The organism is Candidatus Dormiibacterota bacterium, from assembly GCA_035532035.1.
Lineage (GTDB): Bacteria > Vulcanimicrobiota > Vulcanimicrobiia > Vulcanimicrobiales > Vulcanimicrobiaceae > Tyrphobacter.
Genome location: DATKRS010000004.1, coordinates 160,933 through 176,270, shown reverse-complemented (window position 1 = coordinate 176,270; position 15,338 = coordinate 160,933). Strand labels below are relative to the sequence as shown.

Below are 15,338 nucleotides of genomic sequence, written 5' to 3'. Positions count from 1 at the left end.
GCCTAACGCAAGGTTTAGGGACGCCTTAAGGAGATGTTATCCGCGCTACTTGATCGCGGCTCAACCGCGCGACCACCGGCGGAAGCGCAATGAAGTGCACGGCATTGAGGAAGACGGGGCGCTGCCCCCCGCGCGTCGAGAGCGTCCACTCCAGAAAGCCGGCCAACGCGCGTTCGATCTGCAGCGTGGGCTGGTGCGGGTTCACGATCGCGTACTCGTAGTTGATGATCGGATACGAACCGGCACCGGGCGCGTCGATGAGCGAGATGCGCTCGTCGCGCGGGGTCCTGGAGACGAGCGCCGCCGCCGCCGCAGCGATTGCCGGCGTCGTTGGAAGCACGTACGCGCCTGCGCGGTTGCGCAGTGCCGCATATCCTAGGTGCGCGCCGTTGACCTGATCCATGAAGCTGATGCCGACGTACGCGATGGAGTACGGGGCGTCTTCGCACGTTTGAAGGACGCCGGGATTTCCGTTCGCTCCGACAGTGCCGCTCGCCGGCCAGCTCACGGTCGTTCCGAACCCCGGACCGCTACGCCACGACGGCGTGGTCTCCGAGAGATACTGCGTGAAGATGAACGTGTCGCCGGAGCCGTCCGACCGGCGGATCGGCACGATCGCGCGGTGCGGCAGTCTGCCGCGTAATGCTGCGTTCTCGGCGAGAATGCGTTGGTCGTCCCAATACGCGAGCCGGCCGCCATAGATTGCGGCGAGCAGCGGTCCTGAGAGATGAAGATGCACGCCGCCCAGGCCGGGGAGATTGTAGGCGATGACTTGCGCGCTGATCGCAAGCGGAACGTTGAGCATCGGATGTTCGCGCATCGCCGCATCCGGCATGTACGCGTCCGACGCGCCGATCTGTGCGACGCCGGCGATCGCTTGCGAGATCCCGGTACCGCTTCCCGTGCTCTGCGTCGTGATCTCGACGTCGACGTGCTCCCCTTGATACGCGGCGACCCAGAGGTTCATCAGCGGATAGATCAGCGTGGATCCGGTCTCGAGCAGACGTACCGTGCCGGCCGCCGGCGAGCACGATGCGAGGGCAACCGAAAGGCCGAGCGCGACAGCAAATCGCCGAGCAAGCATCCCCTCTGCTACGCTCTATACGCTCGTAGCCCTGTCGCTGCCGCATCGCGCGCCCGTTTACTTCTCCAGCCGGCGAAGCTCTTCACGATGCGGTCGCTCGCTTAGAGGCCATGCTGCAGGTGAGCGCCGAAAGCTCGGCGCTCATGTCCGAAACGCCGCTTCCCGAACTGCGCCACACGGCCGCGCACGTGCTCGCGTATGCCGTGCAGGATCTCTTTCCCGACGCCAAGCCGACGATCGGCCCCGCGATCGAAAACGGCTTCTACTACGATTTCGACCGCGCGACGCCGTTCGCGCCCGAAGATCTCGCCCGGCTCGAGGAGCGCATGCACGAAATCGTCGCCGCCGACTATCCAATGGTCGGGCGAGAAGTCTCTCGCGAGGACGCGATCGCGGCGTTCCCCAACAATCCATACAAGATCGAGATCGCGCAGCAGATTCCCAACGGCGAGCCGATCACGCTCTACACTATCGGTGACTTCACCGATCTCTGTCGCGGCGGGCATGCGAAGCGCACGGGCGAGATTCGCGCGTTCAAGCTCCAGAGCGTAGCCGGCGCCTATTGGCGCGGCGACGAGCGCAATGCGGTGCTGCAGCGCATCTACGGCACGGCCTGGCACGACGAGCGCGAGCTGGACGCGTATCTGCATCAGCTAGACGAGGCGCAGCGTCGCGATCATCGCAAGCTCGGCACCGAGCTCGATCTCTTCTCTATTGAGGAAGAGGCCGGCGGCGGGCTCGTCTTTTGGCATCCCAAGGGCGCCGTCGTGCGCGAGATCGTCGAGGGGTTCATCCGCGAAGGGCTGCGCGAGCGCGGATACGCGCCGGTCATAACGCCGCACGTCGTGAGCGAACGCCTCTACGAAATCTCCGGTCATCTCGAAAACTACGCAGCGAACATGTTCGGCCCGCTCGAAGTCGAGGAACAGCGCTTTCGCCTCAAGCCGATGAACTGCCCGGGTCACATCCTCATCTATAAGGGCCGGCTGCGCAGTTATCGCGATCTTCCCCTCCGATACTCCGAGTTCGGAACCGTCTACCGCTTCGAGCGCTCCGGCGTGCTTCACGGCTTGACGCGCGTTCGTGGCTTCACCCAAGACGACGCGCATCTCTTTTGCACGCCCGAACAGCTACAGCGCGAGTTCGAGCAAACCGTCGAAGAGGCGCTGCGGCTCATGAGCGCGTTCAAGTTCGAGGACTTCTCATGCGTTCTCTCGACGCGCGAGCCGTTGCAGCGCGGCGCGACCGACGACGTCGCCGAGACCGCGATCCGTTCCGCTCTGGATCGTGCGAAGCTCTCGTACGGCGTCGACGCCGGCGCCGGTGCGTTCTACGGGCCGAAGCTCGACATCAACGTGCGTGATGCCATCGGGCGCAGTTGGCAGCTCGGCACAGTGCAGGTCGATTTCATGCTGCCGGAGCGTTTCGACTTGTCCTATCGAGGAAGCGACGGACGGGAGCACCGGCCGGTAATGATTCATCGCGCCCTCGCCGGATCGATGGAGCGCTTTTTCGGAATCCTCGTCGAGCATTTCGGCGGCGCTTTCCCCGCTTGGCTTGCCCCCGTGCAAGCTGTCGTCGTTCCCATTGCCGAGCAACAGTTGCCCTACGCTCACGAGGCGGCTGCCGAGTTCCGCGGAGCGGGATTTCGCGTGGACGTCGACGACAGCAACGAAAAGCTCGGGTATAAGATACGTCACTGGAAGACGCAGAAAGTTCCGTACATCCTCGTCGTTGGACGGCAAGAGGTCGAGGAGCGAACCCTGAATGTGAACGAGCGGAGCGTCGAAGAGAAGCGCACGCTCTCGGTTCCCTCCTTTATCGAGGAGTTGCGGGCCGTCGTCTCGTCTCGAGGATAGCATGCATCGATCCACACTCATCGCTCTTGCAGCGGCCGCGCTCGCACTCGCGAGCTGCTCCGGAGGATACGGCTCCGAAGGCGGCATCACGCCTCCGGTCCAGCAAGGCGTGCAAGGGGCGCCGGGCTTCCCGGGCGGCTCGCCCGGCGTGCTCGCGCCTCCCGGCCAGCCGACTGCGACGCCGAGCGCTCCTCCGGGAGATACCGCGACGTACGCCCTCGCACAAGTCTCAACCGGCATCCGATGCCCGAGCGTGAACGGGTATAGCTGCATTCTGCACGTGAACGAGCCGGCCTCATCGCCGAGTCCCAGCACAAGTGCATCGTCGCGACCGGCGAAGACGCCGTCTCCTTCGCCCACGCCGTCCCCATCTCCGACGCCGTCATCCGGCCCGTCGCCGCACCCCTCACCGTCACCGACCGCCACGCCGTCAATCTCTCTGCATCTGGAGGCGCAGCCGCACGACGCGCCGGCGATGGTAAATCCCGCCACGCACGCCGTGGCAACGACGGCCCTCATCGCGTTGCGCGTGACGACGAGCGCGGACCTCCTGCTCGCCGGCACGGCCGACGCCGACTTCATTCTCCCGCAAGACCAGATCGGTGGGCGAAGCTTCGCCGTTCAGCTCTTCCGCGAAACGGCCGAACTCCACGGCCGCCGCAGAGACACATTCGTCGGCTCCTATTCGAAGTCGACCTTGGACGCAAATGCGGTACGCTTCACGATCGTGCCGCCGCACGTGACGATCAAGCGCGGTGAGACGTGGCTCTTCGTGCTCTATGCGGACGAGCGGCCCTCGTCGACCGCGTCGCCGGCTCCGAGCCCGTCGCCGAGCCCGTCACCGAGCGCCTCTCCCTGAGTAAAACGTTCGTCGCGAGCTTCCTCGGGTGGACGCTCGATGCGTTCGATTTTTTTCTCGTCACGTTCGTCGTCTCACGCGTCGCGACCGATTTTCACCGCGCCATTCCCGAGGTCGTCTTCGCGATCACGCTGACGTTGGCGTGCAGGCCGCTGGGCGCGCTGTTCTTCGGATGGATCGCCGACCGCTACGGCCGGCGGACGCCGCTCATGATCGACATCGCCTGTTACTCCGCAATCGAGCTCGCCACGGCCTTTTCGCCGAACTTCACCGTCTTTCTCATCCTGCGCGCGCTCTACGGCGTTGCCATGGGCGGCGAGTGGGGGCTCGGGGCGGCGCTCGCAATGGAGTCGTTGCCGCCGCGGAGGCGCGGCCTCTTTTCCGGCTTGCTGCAGGAAGGCTATTCCGTCGGATTTCTCTTGGCGGCAATCGTCTTCGGCCTCTTCTTCAACGTCATCGGATGGCGCGGCATGTTCGCCATCGGCGTTCTGCCGGCGCTCCTCATCTTCTACATACGTAAGAACGTGCCGGAGTCGCCGGTGTGGCTCGCCTCGCGCCGCTCGCCATCCGGCAGCGCGCTCAAACTCGGCCAGCTCGTGCGCTACGCTCCGCTCTTCGTCTACAGCGTCGCGCTCATGGCGGCGTTCAACTTCATGTCACATGGGACGCAGGATCTCTACCCGACGTTTCTCCAACAGCAGCGAGGGCTCTCGGTGCACGAGGTTGCGTGGCTCGCGATCGTTTACAATATCGGAGCGATCGCCGGAGGAGTGGTCTTCGGGGCCGTCTCCCAGAGAATCGGCAGGCGTTACGGAATCCTCATCGCCGCCGCTTTGGGCATCGTCACCGTACCGCTCTGGGTGCACGCGCCGACCGTGGCTCTCCTTGGACTGGGTGGGTTCCTTCTGCAGTTCATGGTGCAGGGCGCTTGGGGAATCATCCCGGCGCATCTCAACGAGATCTCTCCGAGCAACGCCCGCGGCACGTTCCCCGGTTTCACGTACCAACTCGGCAACTTGATCTCCGCACCGGCCGCACAGATCGAGGCGACGATCGCCAAGACGCATTTCGCCTCGCCCGGCGGCGCGCCCAACTACGCCGCTGCGCTCTCGGCGATCGCCTTCGCCGTCCTTCTCGCCGTGCTCGTCTTCACGGCAATCGGCTTTCTCGTCGCTCCCGAGCGCCGCGACTTGAGCCTTCGCTAGCGAACGAACGACCGCAAAGCGTCGGCGACCTCTTCGCGAGAGTAGCCGCGGTGCGCGAGCCCTTTGACGAATCGCGCCACGTCGTCGCGCAGCGCTCTGACGCGTGCACGCGGGTCTCCCGCCGGCGTCCGCGCGGCGACGCTCGTGCCTCGCCGGCCGTCGCTCGAGAGCCAACCTTCGTCCTGCAGCTCTGCGTACGCACGTGCGACCGTGTTGGGCGCCACGCCTAGATCCCCGGCAAGCTGACGAACCGTCGGCAACGCGTCGCCGGGACGCAGCTCGCCGCGTTCGATGAAAGCGCGCAGTTGGCCGACGATTTGCTGGAACGGTGCCGCGTCGAGGTCGGGATCGACCGCGAGGAATATATCGCTCACGAAGCAATCGTCATAGCCGCTCGCGTGAGCCGGCGAACGTAGAGCGCCTGCCACGCCCAAATGCCGGCCCAGACGCCGAGCGACGTGAAGTTGATCGCGAACTCGAGCGGGGTCACGAGCGCCCGGCTCTCGTTCTCGTTGAAGAAGGACGCGAGCACGAAGACGATGCCGACGGCGAGAACGGAGGTAAGGCCGGAGCGCCTGGCCCGCGAAGCCCGGTCGAGGATCCGCTCGGCGCGTGGATCGCGGCCGGCAAGCTGTTCGGGAGCGGCCGCAATGCGCCAGGCCATAGCCGCCATGACCAGCGTGCAGACGCCGATGATGATCGCTGCGGCACGAGCGGAGCTCTCGACCGCATACGGAGCGACCATGAACGCAGACAGCGCGGCAAGGATCGCCCACGATGCCGGCACGAGATCGGCGCGCGGGCGTGGAGAGAGCGACGCGATGCGCCGCCGTCGCGCGCGCTCCTCGTAGGCGAGATCTGCGACGAAGACGCTTACCATGGCCAGACAGAGCACGGCGTATCCGATCACCGGCTGCACGATGCCGAGCAAGACGAGCGCGGCCAGCGCGAAGGCGATGACGGCGACGCCGTAACGCGGCCATGACGGACCCTCGTCGCACGAACACGAAGAAGAGGGCCTCTCGTCGCACGAAGTTGCCGGCTGCGTTTCGTAGCGCCACGCGCGCACCGCGTGACCGACGTACACCACGCCGGCGATCGCCGCCATCGCAGACACGACCAACGACTGCTCCGTAAAGATTCCCGTATTCATTGTATTAGCAACTTAACACAAAACTGCTGTTTGTGTCAATGCCTTAATACAAGCACCGCCTCACGGATGAGCGAAGGCGACGATCTCGTCGTGCTCGCGATGGTTGGTCCAGAACCGCGATCCATCGTACGCGAGAGCCCGAGCCGCGAAGGGTATGCGCGCCAGATCCTCGGATTTTGGTACGCCGTTGCGCGCGTCGACGCGCGTCAGCCAGTACTCTTCGGTGTCTTCGTCGTCGGTGGTCACGAGATAGAAGCGGCCGTCGACAATCACTTGTCCGCAGATGCCATGCGGCACCGTGAACTGCGTCACGACCTCGCCCTTCTCGTCGACGCCGACGATCCGCCGATTGTACCACTGGCTAATGTAGAGGAGATCGCCGTCGTAACCGAGCTGCGAGCCGGTGTCGTCCGGACAGCGAATGGCGCCTTGCGTCTTGAATCCGTGGCCGGGAACGAAGCGGCGTACCGTGCGGTGGTCCTCGGCCGTCTCACTGCAGATGACGCGCAGGTCGTCACCGACGACCGTCATTCCGTACGGCTTTCCCGGCGCGGCAGCCTCCTCTTCAACGGTCCATTGCGCGGGGCGCAGCGCGTATAGCCGATTCGTTGCAATCGAGCCCATCCACAGCAGGCGTCCGTCGAAAGCAAGCGACTGCGGCTTGGGGGCCGGCGACGGAAGGCGCAGAATCTCGGTGACGTTTTCCATCGAGCGGAGCTTCGCAACGAGGACCGGAAGTTCCACCCCCGTGCTCTTGCTTGGCATCGAAACGTCGTGCGACGATACCGCCACCGCGCTCGTACGCGACGGCCGAGACGTCGTCGCCTCTGTGTCGACCGATCAAGACGCGTTCCACGCGAGGTACGGCGGCATCGTGCCGGAGATTGCCAGCCGGCAGCACGTTGCATTGCTCACAGCAGCGATCGAGGACGCGCTCGCACGCGCCGGCGTGGGATTCGGCGATCTCGACGGCATTGCGGTAACGCGCGGCCCGGGGCTGATCGGAAGCCTCGTGGCCGGCGTTGCCAGCGCGAAAGCCCTTGCCTTCGCTCTCGACAAACCGCTTTACGGCGTCAACCACCTCCACGGACACGTCTTTGCCGCATTTCTCGAGCGCTCGAAACCGCCGCCGTATCCCTTCCTCGCGCTCCTCGTCTCCGGCGGCCATTCGCAGGTCGTTCGCGTCTCGTCGCCGATCGCAATGGAGATTCTCGGCCGTACGCGCGACGATGCCGCAGGCGAAGCGTATGACAAGACGGCGCGCCTGCTCGGCCTCCCCTACCCCGGCGGCCCAGCGATCGATCGGCTCGCGCAGTTCGGCAACCCGGCCGCGCACGCGTTTCCCCGCCACCGTCCCGACCGAGGAAGCCTCGACCTCTCCTTCTCCGGGCTGAAGACGTCGGTACGCTATTTTCTCGAGACGCCCGAGGGGAAGCGCGCGAAAACGGAGGATGTCGCCGCATCGTTCCAGGCTGCCGTCGTCGACGTGCTCGTCGCCCGCGTCGACGCGGCCTTCGCACGACGCGAATATCGTTGCGTCGTTCTCTCCGGCGGCGTCGCGGCAAACTCCGGGCTCCAGCGAGCGCTGCGAGCGTGGGCGGCGCGCAACGGCGTCGAGCTCTTCATCCCCGAGCGATACTATTGCACCGACAACGCCGCGATGATTGCCGCCGCTGCCTTCTATCAGCGCGACGCCGTTCGCGTGGATCCGCTCGCGCTCACCGCCGACCCGAATCTCCCCTTCGAGCTGCCGCGCGGCTTAGCCGAACGTCGCTGAGATCGCCTCGTCCAAGAGCGCCACGCCGCGCGCGACTTCTTCCTCGCTGACGATCAGCGGGGGCGCGATGCGCAGCGTGTTTCCACCGGCCGTTCCGAGCAAGAGTCCGCGCTCGCGCGCGGCCGCTTGGATCGCCTTCGCATCGCAGGGATCGTTCACCGGGATGCCGGCGAGCAGCCCGATCCCTCTCGGCGCGCCGAGCACGCTCGCGTGTCTCGCCGCGAGATCGCGCAACTTCTCGAAGAGCAGGGATGATCGCTCGAGCACGCGCGTTTCGAGATCGAGTTCGTCGCGCACGCGCAGATGCGCGAGCGCGGCGGCCGCCGGCACCGGCGATCCTCCGAAGGTCGAGCCGTGATCGCCGGGCTCGAATGCACCGGCGGCGCGATCGCCGGCGAGCATGACGCCGATCGGCAGACCGTTTGCAAGTGCCTTCGCCATCGTCAGGACGTCGGGGCGCACGCCAAAGCGCTGGAACGCGAAGAGCGGACCGATGCGACCCATGCCGCACTGAATCTCGTCGAAAATCAGCAACGCGCCGCGTTCGTCGCACGCGGCACGCGCTGCGCGCAGAAACTCCGCCTCCGCAGGATGCACCCCGCTTTCGCCCTGGACGGGTTCGACGAGTACCGCCGCCACGCGATCGTCCACTTTACGGTGCACGTCCGCCGCATCGTTGAACCGAACGAACGCGAAGCCGGCGGGTAGCGGCGCGAAGCCTTCGCGATAGCGCGCGTTGTCCGTCGCCGCCAGCGCGCCGAGCGTACGCCCATGAAACGACCCCGTGCAAGCGAGGATGGTCGTCCGGCGAGGCTCATTGCGCCGGAACGCCCACTTGCGTGCCAGCTTGATCGCGGCTTCGTTCGCCTCGCTTCCGGAGTTGCAGAAGAATGCCGCGTTCATCCCGGAGCGGCGAACGAGCTCGTGCGCGAGCGTTCCAGACGGCTCCTGCGCGTAAAGGTTGCTCGCGTGCACGAGGCGCCGCGCTTGGTCCTCCACGGCTTGCGCGATCGCCGGGTGCGCATGCCCGAGAGCGCAGACCGCAATGCCGGCGATGAAATCCAAATACTGGCGCCCCTCCGAATCGACCAGCGTGCACCCGTGCCCGGAAACGATCGTGATGGGAGCACGATTGTACGTGTTCATCAGCGGGCCGCGCGCACTCACGTGCGATAGCTCGCGTTGATGCGCACGTAATCGCGTGAGATGTCGCAGCACCAACCCGTCGCGTCGGCAGTACCGATGCCCAAATGCAACTCCATGGTCACATTCGTCTCCTCCAGTTCGCGGCGCGCCTCGGCCTCCGAGAGCGCCTCGATGCCGCCGCGCTCGACCCACGGCTTTCCGTTCAGCGTCAGGGCCCACGTTTGAGGATCGAGCCCCGCGCGTGCAGCGCCGGCGGCCGACAGAACGCGACCCCAGTTCGGATCCTCGCCGTAGAGCGCCGTCTTGACGAGGTTGCTATTGATGATCGCGCGCGCGATCGCGCGCGCCTGCGCGATCGTACGCGCGCCGCTAACCCGCATCGCGAGCGTCTTGGTCGCGCCTTCGCCGTCTGCGACCATCGCGTGCGCAAGATCGAGGCAGACCTGACGCAGCGCGGCGGCAAGCTCGGCCGGCGCCGCGCCCTTCCCGGACGGCGCAAAGGCGTAGACGGCGTCGTTGGTCGACATGTCGCCGTCGACGGAGATCATGTTAAAGCTCTCTTCGACGGCCGGTCGCAGCGCGCGCTGCAGCGCGCCTTGCGCGAGGGGAAGATCCGTTGCGATAAAGGCCAGCATCGTCGCCATCGACGGAGAGATCATTCCCGAGCCCTTGGCGATGCCGCCGACCACGTATCGCTTCTTCCCGCGATAGAATGCGTACGCGGCCATCTTCGGCACGCGGTCGGTCGTCATGATCGCCTCCGCCGCGTCGTGTGCCGACTTCCCGCCGGATTCCAGCTGCTCGACCGCGCGTTCGAGCCCCTTTTGGATGCGGTCCATCGGCAAGTACACGCCGATGACGCCGGTCGAGGCGACGACGACCTGTTCGGCCGCGAGGGAGAGCAGTGCCGCGGCTTGGCGCGCGGTCGCTCGCGCGTCGCGCATGCCGCGCTCGCCGCTCGCGGCATTTGCGCACCCGGAGTTGCACACGACGGCACGCATGGCCGAGCCCGATCTCTTCAGGTGTGCCGCGCTGACGAGAAGCGGCGCCGCTTTGACGTCGTTCGTCGTGACGACCGCCGCGCAGACTTGCGGAGCGTCAAAGAACACGAGCGCGAGATCGCGCTTACGCGCTTTGATGCCCGCGTGGACGCCGGCGAGCCGGATACCCGATACGCAGCCGAGGCCGCCCTTCAGTCTCGTCATCAAACGACCGCGCGCTCCTGAAGCCCCGTCTCTTCCGGCAGGCCGAGCATGACGTTGAGATTTTGCACCGCTTGGCCCGCCGCGCCTTTACCCAAGTTGTCGAGCGCGCAGAGCACCCGCACGACGCTCCCGCGAACGTCGACGCGCAGCTCGACGTCGTTCGTGCCCACCACCGCTCGAACGCTCGGGGCCCGCCCCGCGTCGAGCAGACGAACGAACGGCGATCCGCCATAGACGGCCGCGAACGCAGATCGGATCTCTCGCTCCGGCGGTGCTTGCGCGAACGCGACGTACGCGTCGGAGAGCATGCCGCGCGAGAGCGGCACGACGTGGGGCGTAAAGAGCAAGGGCGCCGAGACTCCGTGGGCGCGCAACGCACGTTCCATCTCGGGCTGGTGGCGGTGGCCGTCGAGGCCGTACGCGCGAATATCGCCCGCGATCTCGACAAAGAGCGAGCCGACGTTCGGCGTTCTGCCGGCTCCGCTGATGCCGCTCTTCGCGTCGACGACGATGTGCTGCGCAGTGCCCAGCGCGGCGAGCGGCAGGAGCGCGAGCAGCGCCGCAGTGGGATAGCAGCCCGGATTCGCCACGACGCTTGCCGCAGCGATCGTCGCGCGATTCCATTCCGTCAAGCCGTACGCGGCGTCTTCGTCCAGCCGGTAGTCCGCCGAGAGATCGACGATCCGTGCGCCGGCCTCGATCAGCGCCGGAACGAGCGCGAGCGCTTCGCCGTGCGCGCCGGCGGCGAAAACGACGTCGCCGCTGCGCAGGCGCGCGACGACGCTTCCTTCCGGGTCGAAGCGCCTCGTCGACCTTCGCAACAACGGGAAGTGATCCGCCAGGAGATCGCCGCCGTGACTGCGGCTCTCGAGTGCGCCCAGCTCGACGGACGGATGGTGCTCGAGCAACCGAATCGCCTCGGCGGCGGCGTAGCCGCTCGCGCCCCACACGTGAACGTGCGTCACGCGAGCTCCGCTTCCAGGTCCGCGATCGTACGTGCCACTTCGCTGGGATTCGTGGAACCGCTCGTGCGTTTTGCCCGAACCGAGCTCCCTGCGTCGAGCGGCGCCTCCAACGCCTCCAGGCCGCTCTCCCGAGCGGCGAGAACCAGATCCGACGCGGCGAGATCGCGGCCCTCCCGTTCGGCATGCGCGACGGCCGCGCCCACGAGCGCGTGCGCGCGCCGCGCCGAGAGGCCACGCAAAATCAGCGCGTCAGCAACGTCCGTAGCGACGGCATATCCGTCCGCGGCGTGGGCGTTCATCGGCCCCCGCGCGAGCTGTACGTCGGCGAGCGCGCGCGAGAACGCGTGGAGCGCCGCCAATCCGCGCTCGATCGCCGACATGGCCAGACGCTTCGTCTGCTGCAGATCGCGGTGATATGAGAGCGCGAGCCCACCGAGCGACGCAAGAGCGCCGGCGTACGCGCCTGCGAGCTCGGCGGCACTCCCGCGCACGAGCTCAAAGGGATCGGGGTTGCGCTTCTGCGGCATCAGGCTCGATCCGGTCGACGACGCATCTCCCAAACGCGCGTATCCGAACGCCGGCGTGCACCAGATCACGAGCTCGCTTGCGACGCGCGACGCGTCGGTCACGGCGCGGACGAATGCATGCGCGACGTCGAGCGCGCCGTCACGAGTTCCTACCGCGTCCATGGCGTTGCGCGACGGCGCAGAAAATCCCAGCACGCGCGCCGCCGCCTCGCGGTCGAGCGGCAGCGTCGATCCGGCGACCGCACCCGATCCGAGCGGACACGAGCGCGCGCACTCCGCCCGTGCATCCGCGAAGCGCCGCATCGCCCGCACGAACGGCTCGGCGGCGGCAACGAGCCAAAAGGAGAGCAGCACCGGCTGCGCCGGCTGCCAGTGCGTCATCGCACCAAGCAGCGTCTGCGCCGCGAGCTCGTCCTTTGCGCGTGCCAACAACTCGCGCACGATCGTGCGCGAGACGGCTTCGCCCTCTTCGGCGCGCTCGCGGGCATAGAGCAGCAGCGTCGTTGCAACCTGATCGTTGCGGCTGCGACCCGCGTGAAGCGATTCTCCGTCGGCGCACAACTCGCGTACGCGTGCGTCGATCGCACCGTGGACGTCTTCCGCGCCCGTTGCCCGCGCGATCTCGTCGAACGCACCACGCTCGATCTCATCGCCGACGCGCTGGAGCGTCTCACGCAATGCGGACGCCACGCGTTCATCGACGATCTTCCCGCCCTCGAGCGCCGCCACGTGCGCGCGCGAGCACGCGACGTCGAACGGCGCGAGAACGAGATCGTCCTCGAGCGAGGAACCGAAGGCGAGAAGCGACGCATCCGGGTGGTGCGCGAAACGCCCCCCCCACTGCAGCTCTGGGGGTCTCACCGAGCCTCCACCGGGCGCTCTCGAACGCGGGCTACGAGGTCGAGCGGCAGACCGTGCAGACGGATGAAACCGTCGGCAGCGCGGTGATCGAACGCATCGCCTTGGCCGTACGTGGCGAGCGATTCTTCATAGAGCGCGAGCGGAGCCCTCGCACCGACGACGATTGCGTTTCCCTGGTGCAGGCGTACGCGAACGTCTCCCGTGACGCGGAACGCACTCGTTGCGTTGAACGCATCGAGCGCGGCGCGCAACGGCGACATCCAAAGCCCATCGTACGTCAGCTCCGCATATTTTTGATCGCACGACGCCTTGAAACGCAGCTCGTCTCGGGTTAGCACCAAGCGTTCCAAAGCCTGATGCGCGAGGATCAACGTCACGGCTGCCGGCGCCTCGTACACTTCCCGCGATTTCATGCCGATGACGCGATCTTCGATCATGTCGATTCGGCCTATCCCGTGCTTGCCGGCGAGCACGTTCAAACGCGCGATCATCGCGGGGCCGCCGTCGCCGTCGAGCGACGGCACGCCGTCGTCGAAATGCACGACGATCTCGTCCGGCTTCCCCGGACGCGTGCCGGGTGATGCGGTCCACGCGTAGGCGTCTTCAGGCGGCGCGTTCCATGGGTTCTCGAGGATCCCGGCCTCGATCGAGCGCCCCCACAGGTTCGCGTCGATCGAATACGGTCTCTCCGCCGTGTGCTTTACGGCAATGCCGTGCTCGCGCGCAAATGCGATCGCGTCGGGGCGCGAAAGCGGATGCTCGCGCAGGGGCGCGCGCGCGGCGATGCGCGAATCGAGCGCCCGAACGGCAAGCTCGATGCGTACTTGATCGTTTCCTTTGCCGGTGCAGCCGTGGGCCACGACGCTCGCGCCCGTCGCGTGGGCCGTTTCCACCAGGAGCGCCCCGATCAGCGGCCGGGAGAGCGCCGCCGACAGCGGATAGACGCCTTGGTACCTCGCGTTCGCGCGAAGCGCGCGGTAGACGTAGTCCTCGACGAAGCGTCCGCGTGCGTCCACGACGACCGCCTCCGCAGCCCCGAGCGCGATGGCTTTGGCACGTACGTGTTCGAGCTCCGCAGCCGGGTCGCCGCTCGACGCATCCGTCGAGAGCGCGGTGGACGCGTCGCTCTCGCCGAGATCGGCCGTCATCGCGACGACGTCGTTTCCCTCGAGGACGAGCTTCTTGAGCAGAACGGAGGTGTCGAGCCCTCCCGAATACGCAAGAACGATGCGATTCATGCTGCGCTCCTCAAATCCATGAAACGTTGCTTGACGACGGGCATCTCTTCCGCCGACCGCACGATCGCGAGCACGGTGTCGTCGCCTCCGACGGTTCCGAGCACCTCGGGCCATCCGGCTTCGTCGATCGCCGACGCAACGAGCATCGCGCTGCCTGGAGGCGTCCGCAGCACGATGAGATTCAGGCTGCCCGCGATATCGGTCACCAGCTCAGCAACCGCGCGATGCAGGCGGCTTACGTAGTTCGCTGCTGCGGCCGGTACGACGTACTTGAAGATCTCGCTGCCGTTCTCGCGCAGCGGCACCTTCGCAAGGCCGAGCTCCTTGATATCCCGCGACACCGTCGCCTGCGTCACCTCGAAGCCTTGCCGCTCGAGCAGCGAGACGAGCTCGTCCTGCGAGTGCACGGGCCTCGTGGCGACGAGCGTCAAAATCGCGCGCTGCCGATTCTCCTTCATACCGGTAGTCCTTTCAGTTCGGTAAGCAAAGCCACGAGCAAGGCCTTTTGCGCGTGCATCCGGTTCTCGGCTTGATCGAAGACGATGCTACGCGGGCCGTCGATCACGCCCGCGACGGTCTCTTCACCGCGATGCGCCGGCAGGCAGTGCATGAAAACCGCCGATTCCTGCGCGTATCCGAACAACTCCTCGGTTACGGCGTACGGACGCAGCATGGCGTCGTTGCGTTCGCGGTAGCGCTCTTCCCCCATCGAGGTCCACACGTCGGTATAGACGACGTCGACGCCGCGCACCGCGCGTACGGCGTTACTGAACGCGCGTGCGGAGCCGCCGCTGCGCGAGCCCAAGCCGTCGAGTTTCGCGAGATACGATTCCGACGGCCGATGGGTCGGCGGACAACCGAACTGCACCGTGGCGCCCAAGAGAACCGCGGCTTCGGCAAACGACGTCGCGACGTTGTTGCGCGCGTCGCCGACGTAGGCGACGCGCAATCCCGCAATCGTCCCGAACCGTTCGCGCAGCGTGAGCATGTCACTCAGTGCCTGGCACGGATGTGCGCGCGCCGAGAGCGCGTTTACCACGGGCACCGTCGCTGCTTGGGCGAAGCGCTGTAGCGGCTCGTGCTCGTGGGTGCGAATGACGATGGCGTCGACGTAGCGCGAAAGCACTCGCGCCGCATCCTCGGGCGTCTCACGCGTTCCGACCATGAACTCTGCGCCCTGCGCGAAGAGCACTTCGCCACCCAGGTGCGTCATCGCGACCTCGAACGAAACGCGCGTGCGCAACGACGGTTTTTCGAAGAGCATCGCCAGGGTCCGATCGCGTAGGAGCGTCCGCTGCTCGCCCCGACCCTGGACCTTGAGATACTGGGAGAGCTGCAAGATGCGCTCCAGCTCGCCGGCCGTGAAGTCGGTCACCTCGAGGAAGTTCCGTCCTCGCAGCGTGGAAGCGCCCGGGGTGACACCAGGGGGAACGAGGGAAATCGCCATCTTCTGCATATT

15 protein-coding genes are annotated in these 15,338 nt (G+C 66.4%); 4 read left to right on the top strand and 11 right to left on the bottom strand.

Annotated elements, in window-relative coordinates:
• Positions 1-25: 25 nt before the first annotated feature.
• Positions 26-1,084, bottom strand: a complete 1,059-nt coding sequence (gene pstS / locus VMV82_01460) for a phosphate ABC transporter substrate-binding protein PstS (GenBank protein HUY40224.1) — start codon at positions 1,082-1,084, stop codon at positions 26-28.
• Between the two features lie 143 nt (positions 1,085-1,227).
• Here pstS and thrS point away from each other — a divergent pair, with 143 nt between their 5' ends.
• The 3 genes from thrS to VMV82_01445 are packed head-to-tail and all read left to right on the top strand — an operon-like array spanning position 1,228 to position 5,007.
• Positions 1,228-2,943 carry a threonine--tRNA ligase gene (thrS, locus tag VMV82_01455; GenBank protein ID HUY40223.1) on the top strand — a complete coding sequence of 572 codons (1,716 nt, stop codon included), beginning with the start codon at positions 1,228-1,230 and terminating at the stop codon, positions 2,941-2,943.
• A gap of 1 nt (position 2,944) precedes the next feature.
• Positions 2,945-3,802 carry a hypothetical protein gene (locus VMV82_01450; protein HUY40222.1) on the top strand — a complete coding sequence of 286 codons (858 nt, stop codon included), beginning with the start codon at positions 2,945-2,947 and terminating at the stop codon, positions 3,800-3,802.
• A complete protein-coding gene (locus VMV82_01445) occupies positions 3,706-5,007 on the top strand; it encodes an MFS transporter (protein HUY40221.1) in 1,302 nt (433 codons plus the stop codon). Before VMV82_01450 ends, VMV82_01445 begins: the two co-directional genes overlap by 97 nt.
• Here VMV82_01445 and VMV82_01440 read toward each other — a convergent pair.
• From VMV82_01440 to VMV82_01430, 3 genes are read right to left on the bottom strand one after another with little or no spacing between them, the layout of a single operon-like run.
• The gene (locus VMV82_01440) at positions 5,004-5,381 is read right to left on the bottom strand and encodes a GntR family transcriptional regulator (GenBank protein ID HUY40220.1); all 378 of its coding nucleotides are present in this window, start codon (positions 5,379-5,381) and stop codon (positions 5,004-5,006) included. The two genes, VMV82_01445 and VMV82_01440, sit on opposite strands and share 4 nt — an antisense overlap.
• Complete coding sequence (locus VMV82_01435) at positions 5,378-6,160, bottom strand: hypothetical protein (GenBank protein ID HUY40219.1); 783 nt, start codon at positions 6,158-6,160, stop codon at positions 5,378-5,380. The genes VMV82_01440 and VMV82_01435 overlap by 4 nt, the downstream gene beginning before the upstream one ends.
• A gap of 60 nt (positions 6,161-6,220) precedes the next feature.
• Positions 6,221-6,868 (bottom strand): hypothetical protein, encoded by a 648-nt coding sequence (locus VMV82_01430; protein HUY40218.1) that lies wholly within the window; start codon positions 6,866-6,868, stop codon positions 6,221-6,223.
• On the opposite strand from VMV82_01430, the gene tsaD reads away from it, so the two are divergent.
• Entirely contained in the window at positions 6,855-7,937 is a 1,083-nt protein-coding gene (gene tsaD, locus VMV82_01425; protein ID HUY40217.1) for a tRNA (adenosine(37)-N6)-threonylcarbamoyltransferase complex transferase subunit TsaD, read from the top strand. The genes VMV82_01430 and tsaD overlap by 14 nt on opposite strands.
• Here the strand turns inward: tsaD and VMV82_01420 are convergent.
• From VMV82_01420 to argF, 7 genes are read right to left on the bottom strand one after another with little or no spacing between them, the layout of a single operon-like run.
• Positions 7,920-9,104, bottom strand: coding sequence for an aspartate aminotransferase family protein (locus VMV82_01420; GenBank protein ID HUY40216.1), 1,185 nt, complete (start codon positions 9,102-9,104; stop codon positions 7,920-7,922). The genes tsaD and VMV82_01420 overlap by 18 nt on opposite strands.
• Positions 9,101-10,288 carry a bifunctional glutamate N-acetyltransferase/amino-acid acetyltransferase ArgJ gene (gene argJ / locus VMV82_01415; protein HUY40215.1) on the bottom strand — a complete coding sequence of 396 codons (1,188 nt, stop codon included), beginning with the start codon at positions 10,286-10,288 and terminating at the stop codon, positions 9,101-9,103. Before argJ ends, VMV82_01420 begins: the two co-directional genes overlap by 4 nt.
• Positions 10,288-11,253, bottom strand: coding sequence for an N-acetyl-gamma-glutamyl-phosphate reductase (gene argC / locus VMV82_01410; GenBank protein ID HUY40214.1), 966 nt, complete (start codon positions 11,251-11,253; stop codon positions 10,288-10,290). Before argC ends, argJ begins: the two co-directional genes overlap by 1 nt.
• Positions 11,250-12,641 carry an argininosuccinate lyase gene (gene argH / locus VMV82_01405; GenBank protein HUY40213.1) on the bottom strand — a complete coding sequence of 464 codons (1,392 nt, stop codon included), beginning with the start codon at positions 12,639-12,641 and terminating at the stop codon, positions 11,250-11,252. The genes argC and argH overlap by 4 nt, the downstream gene beginning before the upstream one ends.
• Positions 12,638-13,879 (bottom strand): argininosuccinate synthase, encoded by a 1,242-nt coding sequence (locus tag VMV82_01400; protein ID HUY40212.1) that lies wholly within the window; start codon positions 13,877-13,879, stop codon positions 12,638-12,640. The genes argH and VMV82_01400 overlap by 4 nt, the downstream gene beginning before the upstream one ends.
• A complete protein-coding gene (gene argR / locus VMV82_01395; GenBank protein HUY40211.1) occupies positions 13,876-14,337 on the bottom strand; it encodes an arginine repressor in 462 nt (153 codons plus the stop codon). The genes VMV82_01400 and argR overlap by 4 nt, the downstream gene beginning before the upstream one ends.
• Complete coding sequence (argF, locus tag VMV82_01390) at positions 14,334-15,326, bottom strand: ornithine carbamoyltransferase (protein HUY40210.1); 993 nt, start codon at positions 15,324-15,326, stop codon at positions 14,334-14,336. Before argF ends, argR begins: the two co-directional genes overlap by 4 nt.
• Between the last annotated feature and the right edge of the window lie 12 nt (positions 15,327-15,338).